The 15,690-nt window shown below is 36.9% G+C and carries 13 protein-coding genes and 1 riboswitch; of the genes, 5 read left to right on the forward strand and 8 right to left on the reverse strand.

Annotated elements, in window-relative coordinates; genetic code table 11:
* Nucleotides 1-15: 15 nt before the first annotated feature.
* From OB_RS14185 to OB_RS14195, 3 genes are all read right to left on the reverse strand, one after another.
* Nucleotides 16-1,536, reverse strand: a complete 1,521-nt coding sequence (locus tag OB_RS14185; protein ID WP_011067171.1) for a sodium:solute symporter family protein — start codon at nucleotides 1,534-1,536, stop codon at nucleotides 16-18.
* 196 nt (nucleotides 1,537-1,732) lie between these two features.
* The gene (locus OB_RS14190; protein ID WP_011067172.1) at nucleotides 1,733-3,103 is read right to left on the reverse strand and encodes an LLM class flavin-dependent oxidoreductase; all 1,371 of its coding nucleotides are present in this window, start codon (nucleotides 3,101-3,103) and stop codon (nucleotides 1,733-1,735) included.
* Nucleotides 3,104-3,165: 62 nt separating this feature from the next.
* Nucleotides 3,166-3,834 carry a carboxymuconolactone decarboxylase family protein gene (locus OB_RS14195; protein WP_011067173.1) on the reverse strand — a complete coding sequence of 223 codons (669 nt, stop codon included), beginning with the start codon at nucleotides 3,832-3,834 and terminating at the stop codon, nucleotides 3,166-3,168.
* Between the two features lie 198 nt (nucleotides 3,835-4,032).
* A riboswitch (SAM riboswitch) is annotated at nucleotides 4,033-4,141 on the reverse strand.
* A gap of 332 nt (nucleotides 4,142-4,473) precedes the next feature.
* Between OB_RS14195 and OB_RS14200 the strand changes: the two genes are divergently transcribed.
* Entirely contained in the window at nucleotides 4,474-4,686 is a 213-nt protein-coding gene (locus OB_RS14200; RefSeq protein WP_041544307.1) for a hypothetical protein, read from the forward strand.
* Nucleotides 4,687-4,884: 198 nt separating this feature from the next.
* Nucleotides 4,885-6,105 (forward strand): hypothetical protein, encoded by a 1,221-nt coding sequence (locus tag OB_RS14205; RefSeq protein WP_011067175.1) that lies wholly within the window; start codon nucleotides 4,885-4,887, stop codon nucleotides 6,103-6,105.
* A 112-nt stretch (nucleotides 6,106-6,217) separates the two neighbouring features.
* On the opposite strand, the gene OB_RS14210 is transcribed toward OB_RS14205, so the two are convergent.
* Both OB_RS14210 and OB_RS14220 read right to left on the reverse strand, forming a co-directional pair.
* Entirely contained in the window at nucleotides 6,218-7,675 is a 1,458-nt protein-coding gene (locus OB_RS14210) for a catalase (RefSeq protein ID WP_011067177.1), read from the reverse strand.
* Nucleotides 7,676-8,192: 517 nt separating this feature from the next.
* Complete coding sequence (locus tag OB_RS14220; protein WP_231846955.1) at nucleotides 8,193-8,897, reverse strand: copper homeostasis protein CutC; 705 nt, start codon at nucleotides 8,895-8,897, stop codon at nucleotides 8,193-8,195.
* A gap of 162 nt (nucleotides 8,898-9,059) precedes the next feature.
* Here OB_RS14220 and OB_RS14225 point away from each other — a divergent pair, with 162 nt between their 5' ends.
* The 3 genes from OB_RS14225 to OB_RS14235 all read left to right on the forward strand — a co-directional run bounded on the left by OB_RS14225 (nucleotide 9,060) and on the right by OB_RS14235 (nucleotide 12,749).
* Nucleotides 9,060-10,193: a CdaR family transcriptional regulator gene (locus tag OB_RS14225; RefSeq protein ID WP_011067180.1), complete on the forward strand. Its 1,134-nt coding sequence runs from the start codon at nucleotides 9,060-9,062 to the stop codon at nucleotides 10,191-10,193.
* A gap of 136 nt (nucleotides 10,194-10,329) precedes the next feature.
* Entirely contained in the window at nucleotides 10,330-11,598 is a 1,269-nt protein-coding gene (locus OB_RS14230) for a GntP family permease (protein ID WP_011067181.1), read from the forward strand.
* A gap of 11 nt (nucleotides 11,599-11,609) precedes the next feature.
* Nucleotides 11,610-12,749: a glycerate kinase gene (locus tag OB_RS14235; protein ID WP_041544308.1), complete on the forward strand. Its 1,140-nt coding sequence runs from the start codon at nucleotides 11,610-11,612 to the stop codon at nucleotides 12,747-12,749.
* A 102-nt stretch (nucleotides 12,750-12,851) separates the two neighbouring features.
* Here the strand turns inward: OB_RS14235 and OB_RS14240 are convergent, their stop codons facing one another.
* Genes OB_RS14240 through OB_RS14250 form a run of 3 tightly spaced genes read right to left on the reverse strand, consistent with a single transcriptional unit; the run spans nucleotide 12,852 to nucleotide 15,417 of the window.
* Nucleotides 12,852-13,340 (reverse strand): hypothetical protein, encoded by a 489-nt coding sequence (locus tag OB_RS14240; RefSeq protein ID WP_011067183.1) that lies wholly within the window; start codon nucleotides 13,338-13,340, stop codon nucleotides 12,852-12,854.
* Nucleotides 13,340-14,131 (reverse strand): DUF3100 domain-containing protein, encoded by a 792-nt coding sequence (locus OB_RS14245; RefSeq protein ID WP_011067184.1) that lies wholly within the window; start codon nucleotides 14,129-14,131, stop codon nucleotides 13,340-13,342. Before OB_RS14245 ends, OB_RS14240 begins: the two co-directional genes overlap by 1 nt.
* An 11-nt stretch (nucleotides 14,132-14,142) precedes the next feature.
* Complete coding sequence (locus OB_RS14250) at nucleotides 14,143-15,417, reverse strand: M20/M25/M40 family metallo-hydrolase (protein ID WP_011067185.1); 1,275 nt, start codon at nucleotides 15,415-15,417, stop codon at nucleotides 14,143-14,145.
* Nucleotides 15,418-15,690 lie beyond the last annotated feature (273 nt).

A 15,690-nucleotide genomic window follows, 5' to 3' on the forward strand; every position in this document is an offset into this window, starting at 1 on the left:
CCTTTGAACACGCATTTACAATACTTGCTGTTGTTCAATTTGTTTAACTTTTCGATGACTAGTTACATGTTCTGCCCATAGACTACCAGCAATCATAACCCCATAGCCTAGCATGGAACTATATAGCAATGCTGTAAATACATGATCTTGAACCCCAAAACCAGTAAGAATCATAAAGCAAGCCGCTCCTACAATCACAGAAGCTATCGCACCTACACGATTTGCTTTTTTCCAAAAATAACTTAGTGTAAGCGGGGCTACTACTCCACTAATGATTGCCGATGTCCCAAACTGCAGCAGTAATGATAGTGATTCCGGACGGTTAAATGACATATATAACGAAATTAGTCCGATAATAAATAATGCAATTCGAGCTACTCGGACGGCTTTTCGATCTATTTGCTTTGCAGATACATTTTTATTCTTATACAGAAAAGGAGCGACTACTACTTTATAGATATCGTTTCCTATACTTGCTGTCATACCAAGATACAAGCTATCGGTTGTCGATAGTATTGCTGATACAATCCCCATCACAATTAGGACAATTAATACCGTTGGAAAATACTCCAATACATATGCTGGAACTGCACTATCAGACGAAGTTAATCCCGGTATCAGAACTCTTGCCGCTAACCCAGCAAACACAGAGAATGTAGATAAGAAAAACAGGGTTGCTCCAGCAGATAATGTAAATTTACGAAGATCCTCTTTCTTCCCTACTGATAATACTTTATTCATTAATTGGGGAAGAAGGACGAAACTAAGTAAGAACCATTGAATTGCCATAATGGCGAACCCGCTATAAAATGGACTACCTGCAGCTGTAGAAGCTGTTAAAGCAGGGTCTGCATTATGTAATTGTCCGGTTAAATTCCCTAGAGTTCCCCATCCTCCACCGATTGTCCAAAAAAGAGAGAGGAATAACAGAACTGAAATAACGGACATTACAATGCCTTGAATTCCATCTGTAATCAATTGTGCATATGCTCCGCCCATACTAATATATAAAATCGTTAATGTGACTCCAAAAAGAATCCCCCAATAATAAGGAATTCCTATAATTGTTTCAAACATGGTAGCTAAACCCACATTTTGAGCAACAATATAGTAGATATTAAATAGAATCAATAACGCTACGATGACTTGTAATGCTTTACTATTATAGCGATTACCTAGCCATTGCGGAAGCGTTAAACTACCTTCATTCTTTTGTCCGTGTTCCCAAAACTTTTTGGTAACAAGTAATAAGCCAACCCAGGTGATTCCAAAACATCCTAATGTATACCAAAGTACAGGTGTACCATACATGTATGCCCAACCAGGTACACCAATAAATAAATTAGCACTAGAATAGGTTGCTCCAAAGCTGATACCAATTAGCCAAGGACTCACCTTTCCTTTAGCAATGGAAAAGCCCTTCATCGAACGGCTATATTTTGCTCCCCGCTTCCCTAGCCAAACAATGAGCAAAAAGTAGACGAAGAGACACGCTCCGATGATCCACGCAAGCGTCGCTTGATTATCAGTCAACATTCGTATTCTCCTCCGTTCCTTTTGGGTATATTTTATTCCAGACAATCAAACCAATTATCCAGAAAACGACAACTCCAATAAAATAAAATGTGATCATCTGCTTTTCCACTCCTTTTTTCGAACAATTCTAGATGATAGGCTTCCGCGTCAACGGAAATCTATCATCTGTTTCCGTTCAAGGACATTCCTTAAAATATTACGTGTGAACAATTCCTAGTTGCTTCGCTATATGATTTTCTGCCAATCGTTTTTTCCCTTTACCGAATAAATTTTCACGTAACGTAGTTCCTTCATACTCCGTTCGATAGATTCCCCGTTCTTGTAATATAGGTACTACGTGATCAACAAAATCTCCGAAGGTATCAGGAGAAGTTGCTAATGCGACATTAAAACCGTCTATATCAGCTTCAACAGCCCACTTTTGTATTTGATCAGCAATCTGTTCTGGAGTACCGACAAACTTCGGGCAACCATTTCCAAGACCATGATTTTTTATTGCTTCACGTAACGTCCATTTTCGATGCGGGTCTTTCGTATATAAATCTAGATTTCCTTGCACTGCTTCTGTTTCAATATCTTCAATATATTGATCTGGATCATACTCTGAAAAATCAATTCCTGTATGTCCTGATAGTAAAGAAGCTGTGCCTTCATAACTGATATGATTCACGAAGTCTTCATACTTCGCAATCGCCTCTGCTTCTGTTGAGCCAACAATCGGTAACATCATCGGGAATATTTTGACGTCATCTGCATTTCTTCCATTTGCTTGAGCACGCTTTCGAATGTCGGCAGAATAATTCTTCAACGATTCAATTGATGTCTGCTTTGTGAAAACGGCCTCTGCATGTTTTGCCGCAAAATCTCTTCCCTTTGGAGATGCTCCAGCTTGGAATAATACTGGCGTTCGTTGTGGTGAAGGCTCAACTAAGTGTGGTCCAGGCAAATTAAAAAACTCACCGCTATGATTAATTAAATGAACTTTCTCTGGGTCAGCAAAAGAGTCATTGGAACGGTCATAGGTCACCGAATCCTCTTCCCAGCTGTGTTCCCAAAGCTTGTAGACCACATCCAAAAATTCATCTGCTCGATTATAACGTAATTCTTTCGGCAACCTTTCCGTTAAACCCATATTGACTGCTTCACTTTCCAAATAGGAAGTTACGACATTCCACCCAACTCTGCCTCCGGTTAAATGATCTAAAGTGGAGAGCTGACGTGACAATACATACGGTTGAGCATAAGTGGTAGATATGGTTGGTGCAAAACCGAGATGCTCGGTAACTGCAGCCATCGCTGTAATCGGAAGTAAAGGATCGTGTGCAGGTAGTTGTACGGCACCTCTTGTCGCTGCATCATGATTTTTCCCATATACACTGTACGTACCTAACACATCGGCAATAAATAACGCGTCAAATTTCCCGCGTTCAAGTATTTGTGCAATTTCCGTCCAGTAATTTAAACGATTATGATTTATTCCGCGATCTTTTTCATGTTTCCATAGTCCCGTTGAATGAGGGGATGGTGAATTTTGTACGAATCCATTAAAATGAATTTGCTTTGGCATACACTCAGCTCCTTGTATATGAATAAGATAATTACACTAAAATTGAGGTTAAGTCTACAAAACTATTCATCATCGTAAGCATTTAACGCATTGACACTATGTGCTAAAGCAGAACCTGCTTTAAGAGCAACTGCTACAAAAATTGCCTCGGATAGCTCATCTTTACTCGCACCAGCTTTTTTGGCATTTTTCGTATGCAAATCAATGCAATACGCACATCCTGTTGTATGTGCAGAGGCTACAGCTATCAGCTCTTTTTCTTTTACTGTAAGTTTACCTTCTTCCAAAGTTGCTCCATCAAATGTCAAGAAAGCTTTAAAAGCATCTTCGCTTGTTTCACTTAGTTCCTGTAGTCGTTTAAAGTAAGAAGCTTTATACAACTCATCATCACCATTTTCGTCATATGCATTTAATCCATTTACTCCATGCGCTAATGAGGAACCTGCTTTTAATGCAGTAGCAACAAATATCGCTTCAGTTACTTCCTCTTTATCCGCGCCTTGCTTTTTCACATTTCCAACATGGAGTTCAATACAATATGGACAACCTGTAATATGGGCAACCGCCACTGCAATTAATTCTTTTTGCTTCACCGAAAGCTTCCCTTCTTCAAGTGCTTTGTTATTAAAAGCAAAGAACGAATGAAATACTTCTGGTGCAAATTCCTTTAACTCTTGAATACGACTGAAATACGATTTTTTATAAAGACTCTCTGTTTTTATAGTTGGCATAATACACGCTCTCCTCTTCATTTTAGATTTTTATAAACTACGATCACTTGACAGTTTCGATCCCCCTACTTTAGTTACCTGATTGGTTTACTCATATTTGAAGTCAAACTGTTCCACTTATTTTTCCAAACCCTCACTGACAACAAAGAAAAAACTCTTCCGATGAGAAAGAGTTTTATTTAAAAGGTATAAACACTTTTCTCATCTATCAAGCCTACGCTTGCTGGAATGAGCACCATGTTACTTCATTGTAACTGGTTGCTGCGGGATCAATGGACCAGATTCCTCCCCCGACTCTTGATAAGGAAAAATAATATGAAGTTGTATAAGATTTGTATATTAGCATAACGAACCCTCAATTAACTGTCAATAGTTAATTTTTTAATAATTCAATGTAATGAAAAATTGAATCTATTGGACTATACATCCGAATTTTATGTTTATAAGGACTCACAATTTTAGTCATTAACAGTCGTAAAGGGTGAATTACATACTCCCTCAACCAGATGCACACGACGGTATTCATTAACATTACTTGGCTTGAATAGTCGTTTTCCCATTCTTAAAGTTATTATTTTTCTAAAATACAAACATTCGTTCTGAAAAATGGAGCGGAATGGTTTACATTATGGTAGATTTATGAGAACATATATTTGGCAAGAAAGGAAAGGTGAACCTATCTATGTAATAAAACTTGTTGGAGGAAATGTAGAATCCGTTATCTCCAAAAATGAGAGTACGTTACAATTCACATCCTACGAAGAAGCAGAAGCATACAAAGAGGAGTTATTGAAAGAAAATTTCCTTTCAAATAGATTCGATATAATTATAGATAAAGAGGACCTCACTTAAATGTGAGGTTTTTTGCTTTTTTCAAAGAAGGTTCATTTACATACACTTTTTGCTTAGTCCCCATGAAGATTTTTTCAAACCATAGAAAGCCTCCTGTCACTACCTGAATAGTTTCCTCACAAATTGTAGTTTAGATCCTATACTTTTCGGCTAAATAGAAGAACATACTAGAATCAGCAAGATGAAAAGGGTGAAGAAATGACAACATGTTCAACTAGTAGAAGTATTGGATTAATTTCAGCTCCTGGCTATCCAAACCATATTGCAGCAAAATTAAAAGAAGAACTCCCAAATCTACTAGAATTCTATGTAGACGATGATTGTGAATGGGAGGTTCAATATATAGAAGACCCACTTACAGGAACCGGTGAATCAAATGATATTCTAAATGCCACTAAGGCTACAAAGAACAATAATCATTGGGACTTTGGCGTTTGTCTTACGGATTTACCTTTATTCAAAGATAAGCGGCTAATTATTGCAGAAGCAAATCAAGAGGAAAATATAGCGTTGGTCAGTATGCCAAGTCTAGGTTCCACAATGATGATTAAAAGGTTGCGAGAATCTATATTACAATTAGTCAATGAAATGTATTATGGCAGCTCTGATGTGGACAGAGAAAAGGCCGAACTCCACCTTCAGTCTATGAATGAAGAGCATAAAGAATTGAAAAACAAGAGTTCCACACGTTTAATTGGAAAGCGTTTATTAGAACGAATTTCCCCTATTGAACGAGAAACACCTGATAAACATGAGAATCAAGGTGAATGCGATGTCGATGTTCGTTTTACTGTTCCTCGTAAATGGAGTATTGCTATACGAATCATTACTGGAATGGTTCGAGCAAATCGACCTTGGTCACTTTTCCCTACGTTTATGAAAGTAATTATGATTGCATTTACTACTGGTGCATATGCTCTTGTTTTTCCGACACTATGGCAGTTAAGTGATTTTTATTCATTGCCACGCATGCTTATATTAATGTTTATTGCTATCACTTCTATGGTAGGTTGGATTATATTAGCCCACAAACTATGGGAACGGCCTCAAGATGGTAAAGATGACTACGTACGAAAACTATATAATGCTACCACCGTCTTAACCTTGCTAGCAACTGTATGTCTTTATTATCTCATTTTATATATTCTATTTACTTTTGCTGTTAATATATTTATCCCAATAGAATTACTTGAAGCTCAAATAAATGAAGAAGTTAACTTTACTAGTTATCTATACATTGCTTGGTTAGCTACAAGTATAGCAACGATTATTGGTGCCCTTGGTTCTGCTTTGGAAGATGAAGATGTAGTTCTATCTTCAACGTATGGTTATCGCCAACGGCAGAGACATAAACAGGTTAAAGAACAACGAGAACAAGAAAAAGCAGAGGAAGACCAAAAAAATGTATCGAGTGACTGATAAATACAAAGAATGTACTACCTTTCGTTACTTCCAATGAAGGATTTTATACGTAAAGAAAATATACCGGATGCTTTTTCCTTTAGAGAAGCAACCGGTTTTTCATTTTAATCTATTTTTTTCGCTTCAGTATTACAGTTTTATTCAATCTGTTCGCTAAATCTCTAGATGCTTCCTGTATATAGCCATGGACAGTGTTAAATACATCATTAGAAACAACCGAAAGTCCTTCCGCCATATTAGTTATTAAATCTTCCTTATCTTCTTCTGACAATGATTCATAAAAAAGTCCGGGTTGTGTAAAATCATCTTGTTTTTCAATATCTGACCGCTGTAGCTCCCCTTCAACAAATCGACCATCACCGCTTGTCACTAAGTCACCTGGCCACCAATTAGATTGATTATTTACTGGAACATTACGAAAATCAGGACCAATACGATAACGCTGTGAATCAGAATATATATTAGCTCTTCCTTGCAGCATCTTATCATCCGAAAGCTCAACACCTTCTAATAAATTCGTAGGCGAAAATGCTGCTTTCTCTACCTGTTCCATATAATTGTCTGGATTTTTATTTAATTTCATAACTCCTACTGGTTTAAAAGGAAATTGTTGTTGATCCCATAACTTCGTATCATCTAATGGATCATAGGGTAAACTGGCAGCATCTTTTGGATCCATAATCTGTATATATAATCCATATTCGACTGGCTCCCCTCTTTCAATTGCATCATGTAAATCTTGCCCTGCAATATCTGGATTTTCACCAGCTAATTTAACCGCTTCTTCATTACGAATATATTCCTCTCCGGCTATCGGTGCCCACGTATATTTAATAAAATACCGTTTTCCTTCTGCATTTTTCCATACATAGGTATTTACACTATGCCCAGGCAAATGACGTAAACTTTTCACTGTGCCAAGATTAGAATAAACAAGTAGTGTAAAGAGAAGTGATTCAGGTGCGCGTGCTACAAAGTTCCAATAGCGTGTCGGATCGATTAAGTTATTTACTGGAGATGGTAAAAATGCTTTAATCGCTTCTGGAAAACGAATGGTGTCGCGAACAGAAAAAACAGGAATATGATTGCAGATCAAATCAAATATACCATCTTCACTGTAAAATTTAGTCGCAAATCCTCGTACATTTCTTGAAGTATCAGGCGTTCCCTTCGTACTGACTGCTAAGGAGAATCGCACAAATACTGGCACTTGTGTACCTGGTATCTGTAGAAAAGATAAAGTTGTATAGTCGCTCATAGAATACAATGTTTCAAAATAACCAAACGCCCCCCAACCTTTTACATGAACTGGTCTTTCGGTAATCTTTTCATGAATAAATGTCTGTAATGTTTCATGCTCGATATTGTCCTGTTTTAAAATTGGACCACGTTTTCCAACCGTCTGTGAATGAATTTCTGCTGGAAGATCAATATTCCAGTTAAAAGCAGCGGGATTCGCATGGGATTTATCGCTCGCATTCCCTGGATATCCATGTAGTCCTTGACTCCCAAACCCTTGTGAATAATTACGAGAATTATTCTGCTCATCGTTATTTCCTTTAGTCATGGTCAAACCTCCTATCACACCAAGATCAAAGCGCAAACGTCCGTTTACCACCGTATGTCCTGGACGTAACCGTATGAGATCAACTGCTGCAATATTTATAATTTCGTATACAATAAATAAACTCTTATCAATTTATGTCCTACAGATATGGCTTAGAACTTTAGGTATAAATTCCAAAGCCACATTTGTTTTAACCGATTTGATTAAGGGGATAGTGTAAAAAGGAGATTGATAACAATGCGCTTTGCACCATTTTTCATTCTAGCTGTCCTTGGATATTTCTTGATCAGCATTCCTCTCATTTATTTGATAGATTTCGTATTTTTAAAAGATGGAATTACATTTAACAGTCTAAGGAACAATGCGATTGGATTTTTGCTAGCTATAGTCTTTATTTACTTTGTATTGTACAGAAGAAAAAAGAAATGAAATTTAAAAAACCTATGCCCACATGTAGCGAACATAGGTTTTTAAAACAATTATTAACTTACAACAAAATTCATCATAACTATTACGTTCATTCTTTGGTTGAAGAAATACCTTTGACTATCTGCACTTTCTCAGCATCTAAACCTTTTGAAAAATCACCATCAATTTGGACACCTGATCCAAAATGATATTGGTCTGCATGAACAACATGGTGTATTTCATCGATATTATTCACATTTAAGCCACCGCCTGGTAATATGCTTGGTCCACCAGTGGACTTCGCTAATGAAACTAAGTTCTTTAATGAATGCTTTCCTTCTATACAATTCGGAGCACCACCAGACGTTAAAATACGCTGTACATTCCTACACTTAGCAATGGACAAAAAAGCTTCTTCCAAAGAAGGAACTTCATCAAATGCCCGATGTACCGTAATATCCAACTCATCAGAGATGCTTGCCACCGTTTCTAGCGCATTCATATTTATTGTATTATCCTGATGCAAAGCACCAAAAACAATTCCTTTTCCACCCAATTCTACGACATTTCGAATATCCTCATATATTGTATCTAATTCACACTTTGTATAAGCAAAATGATAGCTATGCGGACGAATCATTATTTGTACTGGTATATTTACATGTTCCAATACTTGTTTAATTGTTCCATAACTTGGAGTTAGTCCTCCTTCTTTCATTCCTGATACTAACTCTAATCGATCCACACCAAATTTTTCTGCTTGTATTGCTTCTTCCACTGTCTGCACAATTGCTTCGATATACAATATTGTCACTCCACTCTTTGATTTTACATTTTGATTGTAAATATTCCCTATTAAACTTACTGTAAATAATATATTTATTCTGTCAAGTGTCTATAGTAGATAGTATAATTCATAAAGAACTTTCTATCGCTAAGATATCCTATATACTATACATAGAAATACGTGGAGGTGATGACCATCTTAACAGAACAATTAGCAAGTCAAATCGTCCAACGCACTATGTCCATTATACATGCCAATATAAATATTATGGATCGAACAGGAACAATCATCGCTTCAGGTAACCCTTCTAGAATTGGTCAGTTACATGATGGCGCTGTTCAAGTAATTAAAGAAAAACGAACGATCGAAATTGACACATCAGGAGCGACTCATTGGCAAAGCTCTCAATCAGGGATTAACTTACCGATTACTTTTCAAAACAATATTATAGGTGTTATCGGGATAACAGGCCCCCCTGATAAAATCCGTGATTATTCTCAATTAATCCAAATGGGAGCTGAACTAACTTTAGAGCAAGCTTTTTTAACAAATGAAATCCAGCAAAACAAACAAATTCGCCAAAATCAAATTACGAATATTCTTTTGGGTACAGAACAAGATCAAACATATATTCAAGAAAGAGCTCACTATGCAAAACTAGATATCCAAACAACCTATGCTGTGATTATAATATTTACTCCCGTCTTAGATAAAAAACATACAGAAGAGGTAGAGAAACATATTCAATCTTGGCTAAATCATGAAGATGAACATATCCGATTATTTACAAATCAACATCTTATACTTAAAAAGGAAATTGGATATTCTAACCCTGCTCATATAAAGGATATATTAGTAGAAAAGCATAAGAATTCTTCCATCCCCAATATGACAATTGCAGTCGGGTCTTATTTAACGGGAGTAGACGGTTGGAGACAATCCTATCAACAAGCTCAAAAAATAATCGAAGTCACAAAAACGTTGTATCCCTCCGGTGGGGTTTGGAATTATGAAGACTTAAGTCTCGAAATCTTGGCTTATGATTTGCTCAAGAATAAACCGCAGTCAGCGAAAGAGCTGACTACGACATATCAACGCATTCTTACAGAGAGTGATGGAATACAACTGCATCAAACATTACAAACTTATATCGAAGAAAACGGAAAAGTGTCCATTACATCTGATAAGCTATTTATTCATCGAAATACATTGACCTATCGACTCGATAAAATACATCAAATCACTGGAAAAGATCCTAGAAATATCAATCATCTTCTAGAATTAAAAATGGCAAGCCTTTTGTATGATCTAGAATCAAACTAACACCTGATTCATGCAAACGCACAAAAACACCTAGTTGAAAACGTTACCTTTTTGTTCATGTGACTAATGATATCCACTGCTGATAACGCTTACAATAAAGATAGTCTTAAACAACATGTATTGAAGGTGAGCAGCTATGGAAATAGAAGTAAGTGCACTCGGTGCAATTATCGGTTTAATTATATCTATTGTAATGATATTAAAGAAAATTCCGCCAGTATATGGTCTAATGACTGGGGCATTAATTGGCGGTTTGATAGGCGGTACCAATATTGTTGATACCGTAAGCCTAATGGTTAGCGGTGCCCAAGGAATTATTCCATCCGTTTTAAGAATCTTGGCTGCAGGAGTACTTGCAGGTATCCTTATTGAATCAGGAGCAGCAGCTAAAATAGCACAATCTATCGTAGCAAAATTTGGTGAGAAACGTGCCCTATTAGCACTCGCATTAGCAACGATGTTCTTAACAGCAGTCGGCGTGTTTGTTGATGTAGCAGTAATTACCGTTGCCCCTATTGCTCTTGTGATCGCTTCGAATGCGGGAATATCTAGAATGGCGATTTTACTAGCAATGGTCGGTGGAGGAAAAGCAGGTAATGTGATGTCTCCTAACCCAAATACGATCGCAGTTTCTGATGCGTTCGATGTCCCGTTGATTTCTGTGATGGGAGCAGGCGTTGTTCCTGCTATATTTGGTATTATTACTACGTATATCATCGCGAAAAAAATCGCGTCACGTGGAACGATGATCGAAGAAAAAGAAATTGAACAATCCGAAGAGTACACTTTACCATCATTGTTTACATCCTTACTTGGTCCTATTGTTGCAATTATTCTACTTGCATTACGACCTCTTTTTGATATAAGTATTGACCCAATAATCGCACTTCCTGTCGGAGGATTAATTGGAATAATTGCCATGGGACAATGGCGTAAAACGAATGACTATATTAAAACTGGTCTAGAAAAAATGGCACCTGTAGCTATTCTGTTGATCGGTACAGGTACACTAGCCGGAATTATCCAAAATTCACGTATTGATACAGTGTTAATAAGTGCTTTAGAAGGACTCGGTTTACCAGCATTCTCACTTGCTCCAGTCTCTGGGATATTTATGTCAGGTGCAACCGCATCAACTACAGCAGGGGCTACAGTAGCAAGTAGTGTATTTGCTTCTACCTTACTCGAAATGGGAGTAGCAGCGCTAGGCGGTGCAGCAATGATCCATGCAGGTTCAACGGTAATTGACCATATGCCCCACGGAAGTTTCTTCCATGCAACAGCAGGAAGTGTTGGAATGCAAGTAAAGGAACGATTAAAATTAATTCCTTACGAAACATTGGTAGGGTTAACAATCGCAATTGTATCTACGATAATATACGGAATTATACCGTTGTTCTTTTAAGTTAGGAGGGATTGGAATTGAAGAAAATCGTTATCGCACCGGATTCATTTAAGGAGAGTATGACAGCGAAACAAGCGGCAGTTGCAATTGCTAAAGGAATCAAAACTGTATTTCATCAACAGTTAGATCTCGAACTAATACCAATGGCAGACGGCGGTGAAGGAACAACTCAATCCCTTGCCGATGCACTTAGTGGAACCATACATTCAAAAATAGTTAACGGACCTTTAGGAGATCCGGTTACGGCTTCTTACGCAATTTCCGGTGACACAAAGACAGCAATTATTGAAATGGCAGAGGCGTCGGGACTTGCCCTTGTCCCTAATGAAAAACGAAATCCTTTAAAAACATCAACTTATGGTACAGGACAATTGATACAAGCCGCACTTGACCATAATGTAGAAAAAATCATTCTTGGCATTGGCGGAAGTGCTACCAATGATGGCGGCGCAGGTGTAGTGGAAGCATTAGGTGGCAGATTGTTAGACTCAGAAGGGAACTCTCTACCTTCAAACGGTGGAAGTCTAATCCACCTTAATGATATCGATGTAAGTAATTTAGATAAAAGATTACAAGGTGTAGAAATAATCGTTGCTTGTGATGTTGACAACCCATTATTAGGAGAGCATGGTGCAAGTGCAATTTATGGGCCGCAAAAAGGTGCAGATAAAAAAATGGTAGCTGACCTTGATTCAGCTCTGAGTAATTACCATGACGTAGTAGAACGAGTAACAAAGAAATCAGTGAAAGATATCCCGGGAGCTGGCGCAGCTGGAGGACTTGGCGCTGGATTACTAGCAGTACTTCAGGCAAAGCTCGAACCTGGTGTAGAAATCGTCTTGAAAGAAACCAATTTTCATGAACGAGTAGCTGATGCTGATCTTGTCATCACTGGTGAAGGAAAAATCGATGGGCAAACCATCTATGGGAAAACCCCTATTGGCGTTGCCAAGGCTGCGAAAAAGTTCGGTGTTCCAGTTATAGCTCTAAGTGGAACGTTAGGTGCGGATTATGAAATAGTCTATGACCACGGTATCGACGCTGCATTTAGTATTGTTCAAGGTCCTTGTGATTTAGAAGATGCCTTAGAGAATGGACCAGACTATTTGGAAAAATTGGCAGGTAGTGTTAGTCGAGTATTAAAAATATGAAATGATTAGAAAAGGAGGGAATGGGCAAATCAGCCGTTCCCTCCTTTTTTGATTTAAAATAGTTTCTTTCTATCTATTTTACTATCGCAGTAAAATTATAAATTAATTCCCTGCAAGATATAGGCCTAGAGTTGCGATTAATGCACTTCCAATGTAAGTTCCTGTAAATACAAACACCGCTACAATGGCTACTCTCCATGAAGTGTTTTTCAGATCGACTAATCTATTTGCTACTGATATACCAGCAAAAGTTAAAATAGGTGTTGTAATTGATAAGAAATCGACTGCTTGTATAGCTTGTATAAAAAAATCGGATAACAGACACATCAATAATGAAACAATAGAAACCCACCCCAAAACAGGGAATTCACGCAATATCGATATAGAAGTCTTATTTACTAAATCGGATATAAAAATCCCTATCATCGAAAATAACCACAAGACACCTAATCCTAGCACCGTCATCCCAGTTACTGGCATTGAATTCGGATCTTTTACATGTTTTATCTCCTGAGTGAACATAATCAAGCCTACACTTAATAATATTATAAGACCGTATTTAATATATTTATTAGATAATAGTCCAGTCATTACTTCTCACCTCGAACTAAAAGTTTATACATAAACTGTTGTAATGGAGCAGCTAAAAATACCATCGTAAATGTACCTAGAAAACTTGTTAACAACTGGCTTGCTGAAGCATACGCCAAAATAGTACTCTCCATTTCTGGCATTTGTGCTACTAGACTTGCCGAAGAAGCACTCATCATACTTCCAGAACCTACACCAGATGCCATTGCTAATGCTTCTACCCTTATCCCTAAACCTAAAAGGATTGGAGCTAGTATACTAAAGAAGATTGCTCCAAATAACGTACCAATAATGTATAAAGATAAAACTCCTCTTCCCTCTTTTGAATCTAGGGTATACTTTTCAGATATATAAGCAAGCTCACCTTCTCTTCCAATGCCTAGCGTCGCTCCTATTGCCTCTCTACGTAAACCAATCATTATTGCTATTGGAAGACCAAAGATAACCGTACCTAAATTACCGAATTCCTGAAAAATAAACACCCAACCAATTTGTAATATTTCTCTAATCTGCGGGGCCACATCCGCTCCATAACGAGCCATTAAAGGAAGCATAATAAACAGCAAATACTTTCCAGAAAACTCAATGTTTACTTTACTATAAATTTGCTTCCAAAAACCTTTTCGAAAGAACTGTAAGCCTAATATCATTGTTATGACAATAGCAAATACTAAAGGTAGTAAGCCAATAGAGATATCTCCCACAGATATACTTTGGAAGCCAATCATCTCAGAAATTGTTATAATAACTAACACAAATGCAATCAAATAAACCAAGTCTTTTATTTTCAACTGTATCGCCCCTATATTTGATCAGTATCCTTCACAATATTTTGAATAACTTCCATATAATCTTGATAAGTACGACGATACATTCTAGACATGTCGATATTTCCGTCTATTTTCTCGATAACCTGACTTAAAAATCTTGGGAAAATCTCATAAATAAATTCCGGATCAATATCTATGAAATCATCACCATGGATCGTACCTGTAAAACCACTATATCCAATTTGTATACATGGAATCATATAAGATAGATCCCCAATATCTCCTGCAGCACTAATAGCATTATTATTCCAAATCTGTTCTATTTCGTTATTGTCATGGAAAGCTTGCTGAACAAATTCTGAAAGATACCTATCTTGAATAAACGGCAGATATCCCATTTGGGTTTTGGTATCCACTTCACCATTTAGCGCAATGGCACTTCCTTTGGCAGCTACATCCAATTTGCTAGCTACCTCTTTCATATAATCAACGGACTTTGTGCGTAAATCGGTGCCAACAGTAATATGATTAGGTATGACATTGGTGGACATATCTGAGTCCATTACAATTGGATTGATTCTCACATTTTCTTCATCCCTTAATTGTTGTCTGCTTAACCCAACTGCTGTATTAAACAACGTAGATATATTATAGGCATTTATTGATGAAAACGGATCAAAACCTGCGTGTGTCGCTTTTCCTTTAAATCTATATTTTTTATATAAGAAACCAGCTAAATCACAATTTATCTCAATAGTTCTTTTTGAGAACTCTCCTCCAATAGCGTGGACACAAATTCCAATATCAATATCATCAAACACCCCGAGTTTCATTGCTTCTGGTTTCCCGCCATAATGACTTATTTTTTTCTGACTCATTAATTCTTCTCTAAATTCTAGATCTAAGTATTCTTCCGCAGGTACAAAGACAAACGTGAATTTGTAGGTTAAATCTTTATACGCTTTCGATTGATATAAATAATTGTATAGACTTAGTGCAATGGCAACTTGTGTATAATGTCCACAGTTATGCGCGGCCCCTGTATCTTCATCCGCATACATATGAGAAGGAGCATAAACTGCGTCTAATTCTGCAATAAATGCAATATTAACCTCCGCATTTTCATTACCTAACGTAGTACGGAAACCTGTCGTACTAAAGTGATTCATATTAATATCCGGATTAATGGCTGTTAAATAATCAACGATGGTTTGCTTTGTATTCTCTTCTTTATAGCCTAATTCAGGCTGATAATAGATCTTTTCTGCTATATTTTTAATGTCATCATAGTTATTCTTAAAGTACACCTTTTATCCTCTCCTTTAATAAAATCATTGTCTTTCCATTATTACAATCACCAAAAACCGAACATTAATTATATAAAAATAAATTTTGTTCGTATTTTAACAATAAATCTATCAGTACTTACCTCGATTGTCAATATAAAATTCGTAATATTATTACATAAATCGACAAAATACATTCTTTTTAATACAAAACAGACCATAAAATTAAGTTTCCATGAATATTATTTAATAGAATTGCACCTAATATTCTGGTTATGCTAAATAACAAACAAT

Origin of the sequence: Oceanobacillus iheyensis HTE831 (genome assembly GCF_000011245.1) — a bacterium.
Taxonomy (GTDB): Bacteria; Bacillota; Bacilli; order Bacillales; family Amphibacillaceae; genus Oceanobacillus; species Oceanobacillus iheyensis.

Excerpts from the sequence above, each read along its gene's own strand:
- OB_RS14195 (WP_011067173.1), bottom strand. The coding sequence starts at position 3,834 with ATGCCAACTATAAAAACAGAGAGTCTTTATAAAAAATCGTATTTCAGT.
- OB_RS14225 (WP_011067180.1), top strand. The coding sequence starts at position 9,060 with ATGACCATCTTAACAGAACAATTAGCAAGTCAAATCGTCCAACGCACT.
- OB_RS14205 (WP_011067175.1), top strand. The coding sequence starts at position 4,885 with ATGACAACATGTTCAACTAGTAGAAGTATTGGATTAATTTCAGCTCCT.
- OB_RS14240 (WP_011067183.1), bottom strand. The coding sequence starts at position 13,340 with ATGACTGGACTATTATCTAATAAATATATTAAATACGGTCTTATAATA.
- OB_RS14190 (WP_011067172.1), bottom strand. The coding sequence starts at position 3,103 with ATGCCAAAGCAAATTCATTTTAATGGATTCGTACAAAATTCACCATCC.
- OB_RS14200 (WP_041544307.1), top strand. The coding sequence starts at position 4,474 with ATGAGAACATATATTTGGCAAGAAAGGAAAGGTGAACCTATCTATGTA.
- OB_RS14210 (WP_011067177.1), bottom strand. The coding sequence starts at position 7,675 with ATGACTAAAGGAAATAACGATGAGCAGAATAATTCTCGTAATTATTCA.
- OB_RS14185 (WP_011067171.1), bottom strand. The coding sequence starts at position 1,536 with ATGTTGACTGATAATCAAGCGACGCTTGCGTGGATCATCGGAGCGTGT.
- OB_RS14230 (WP_011067181.1), top strand. The coding sequence starts at position 10,330 with ATGGAAATAGAAGTAAGTGCACTCGGTGCAATTATCGGTTTAATTATA.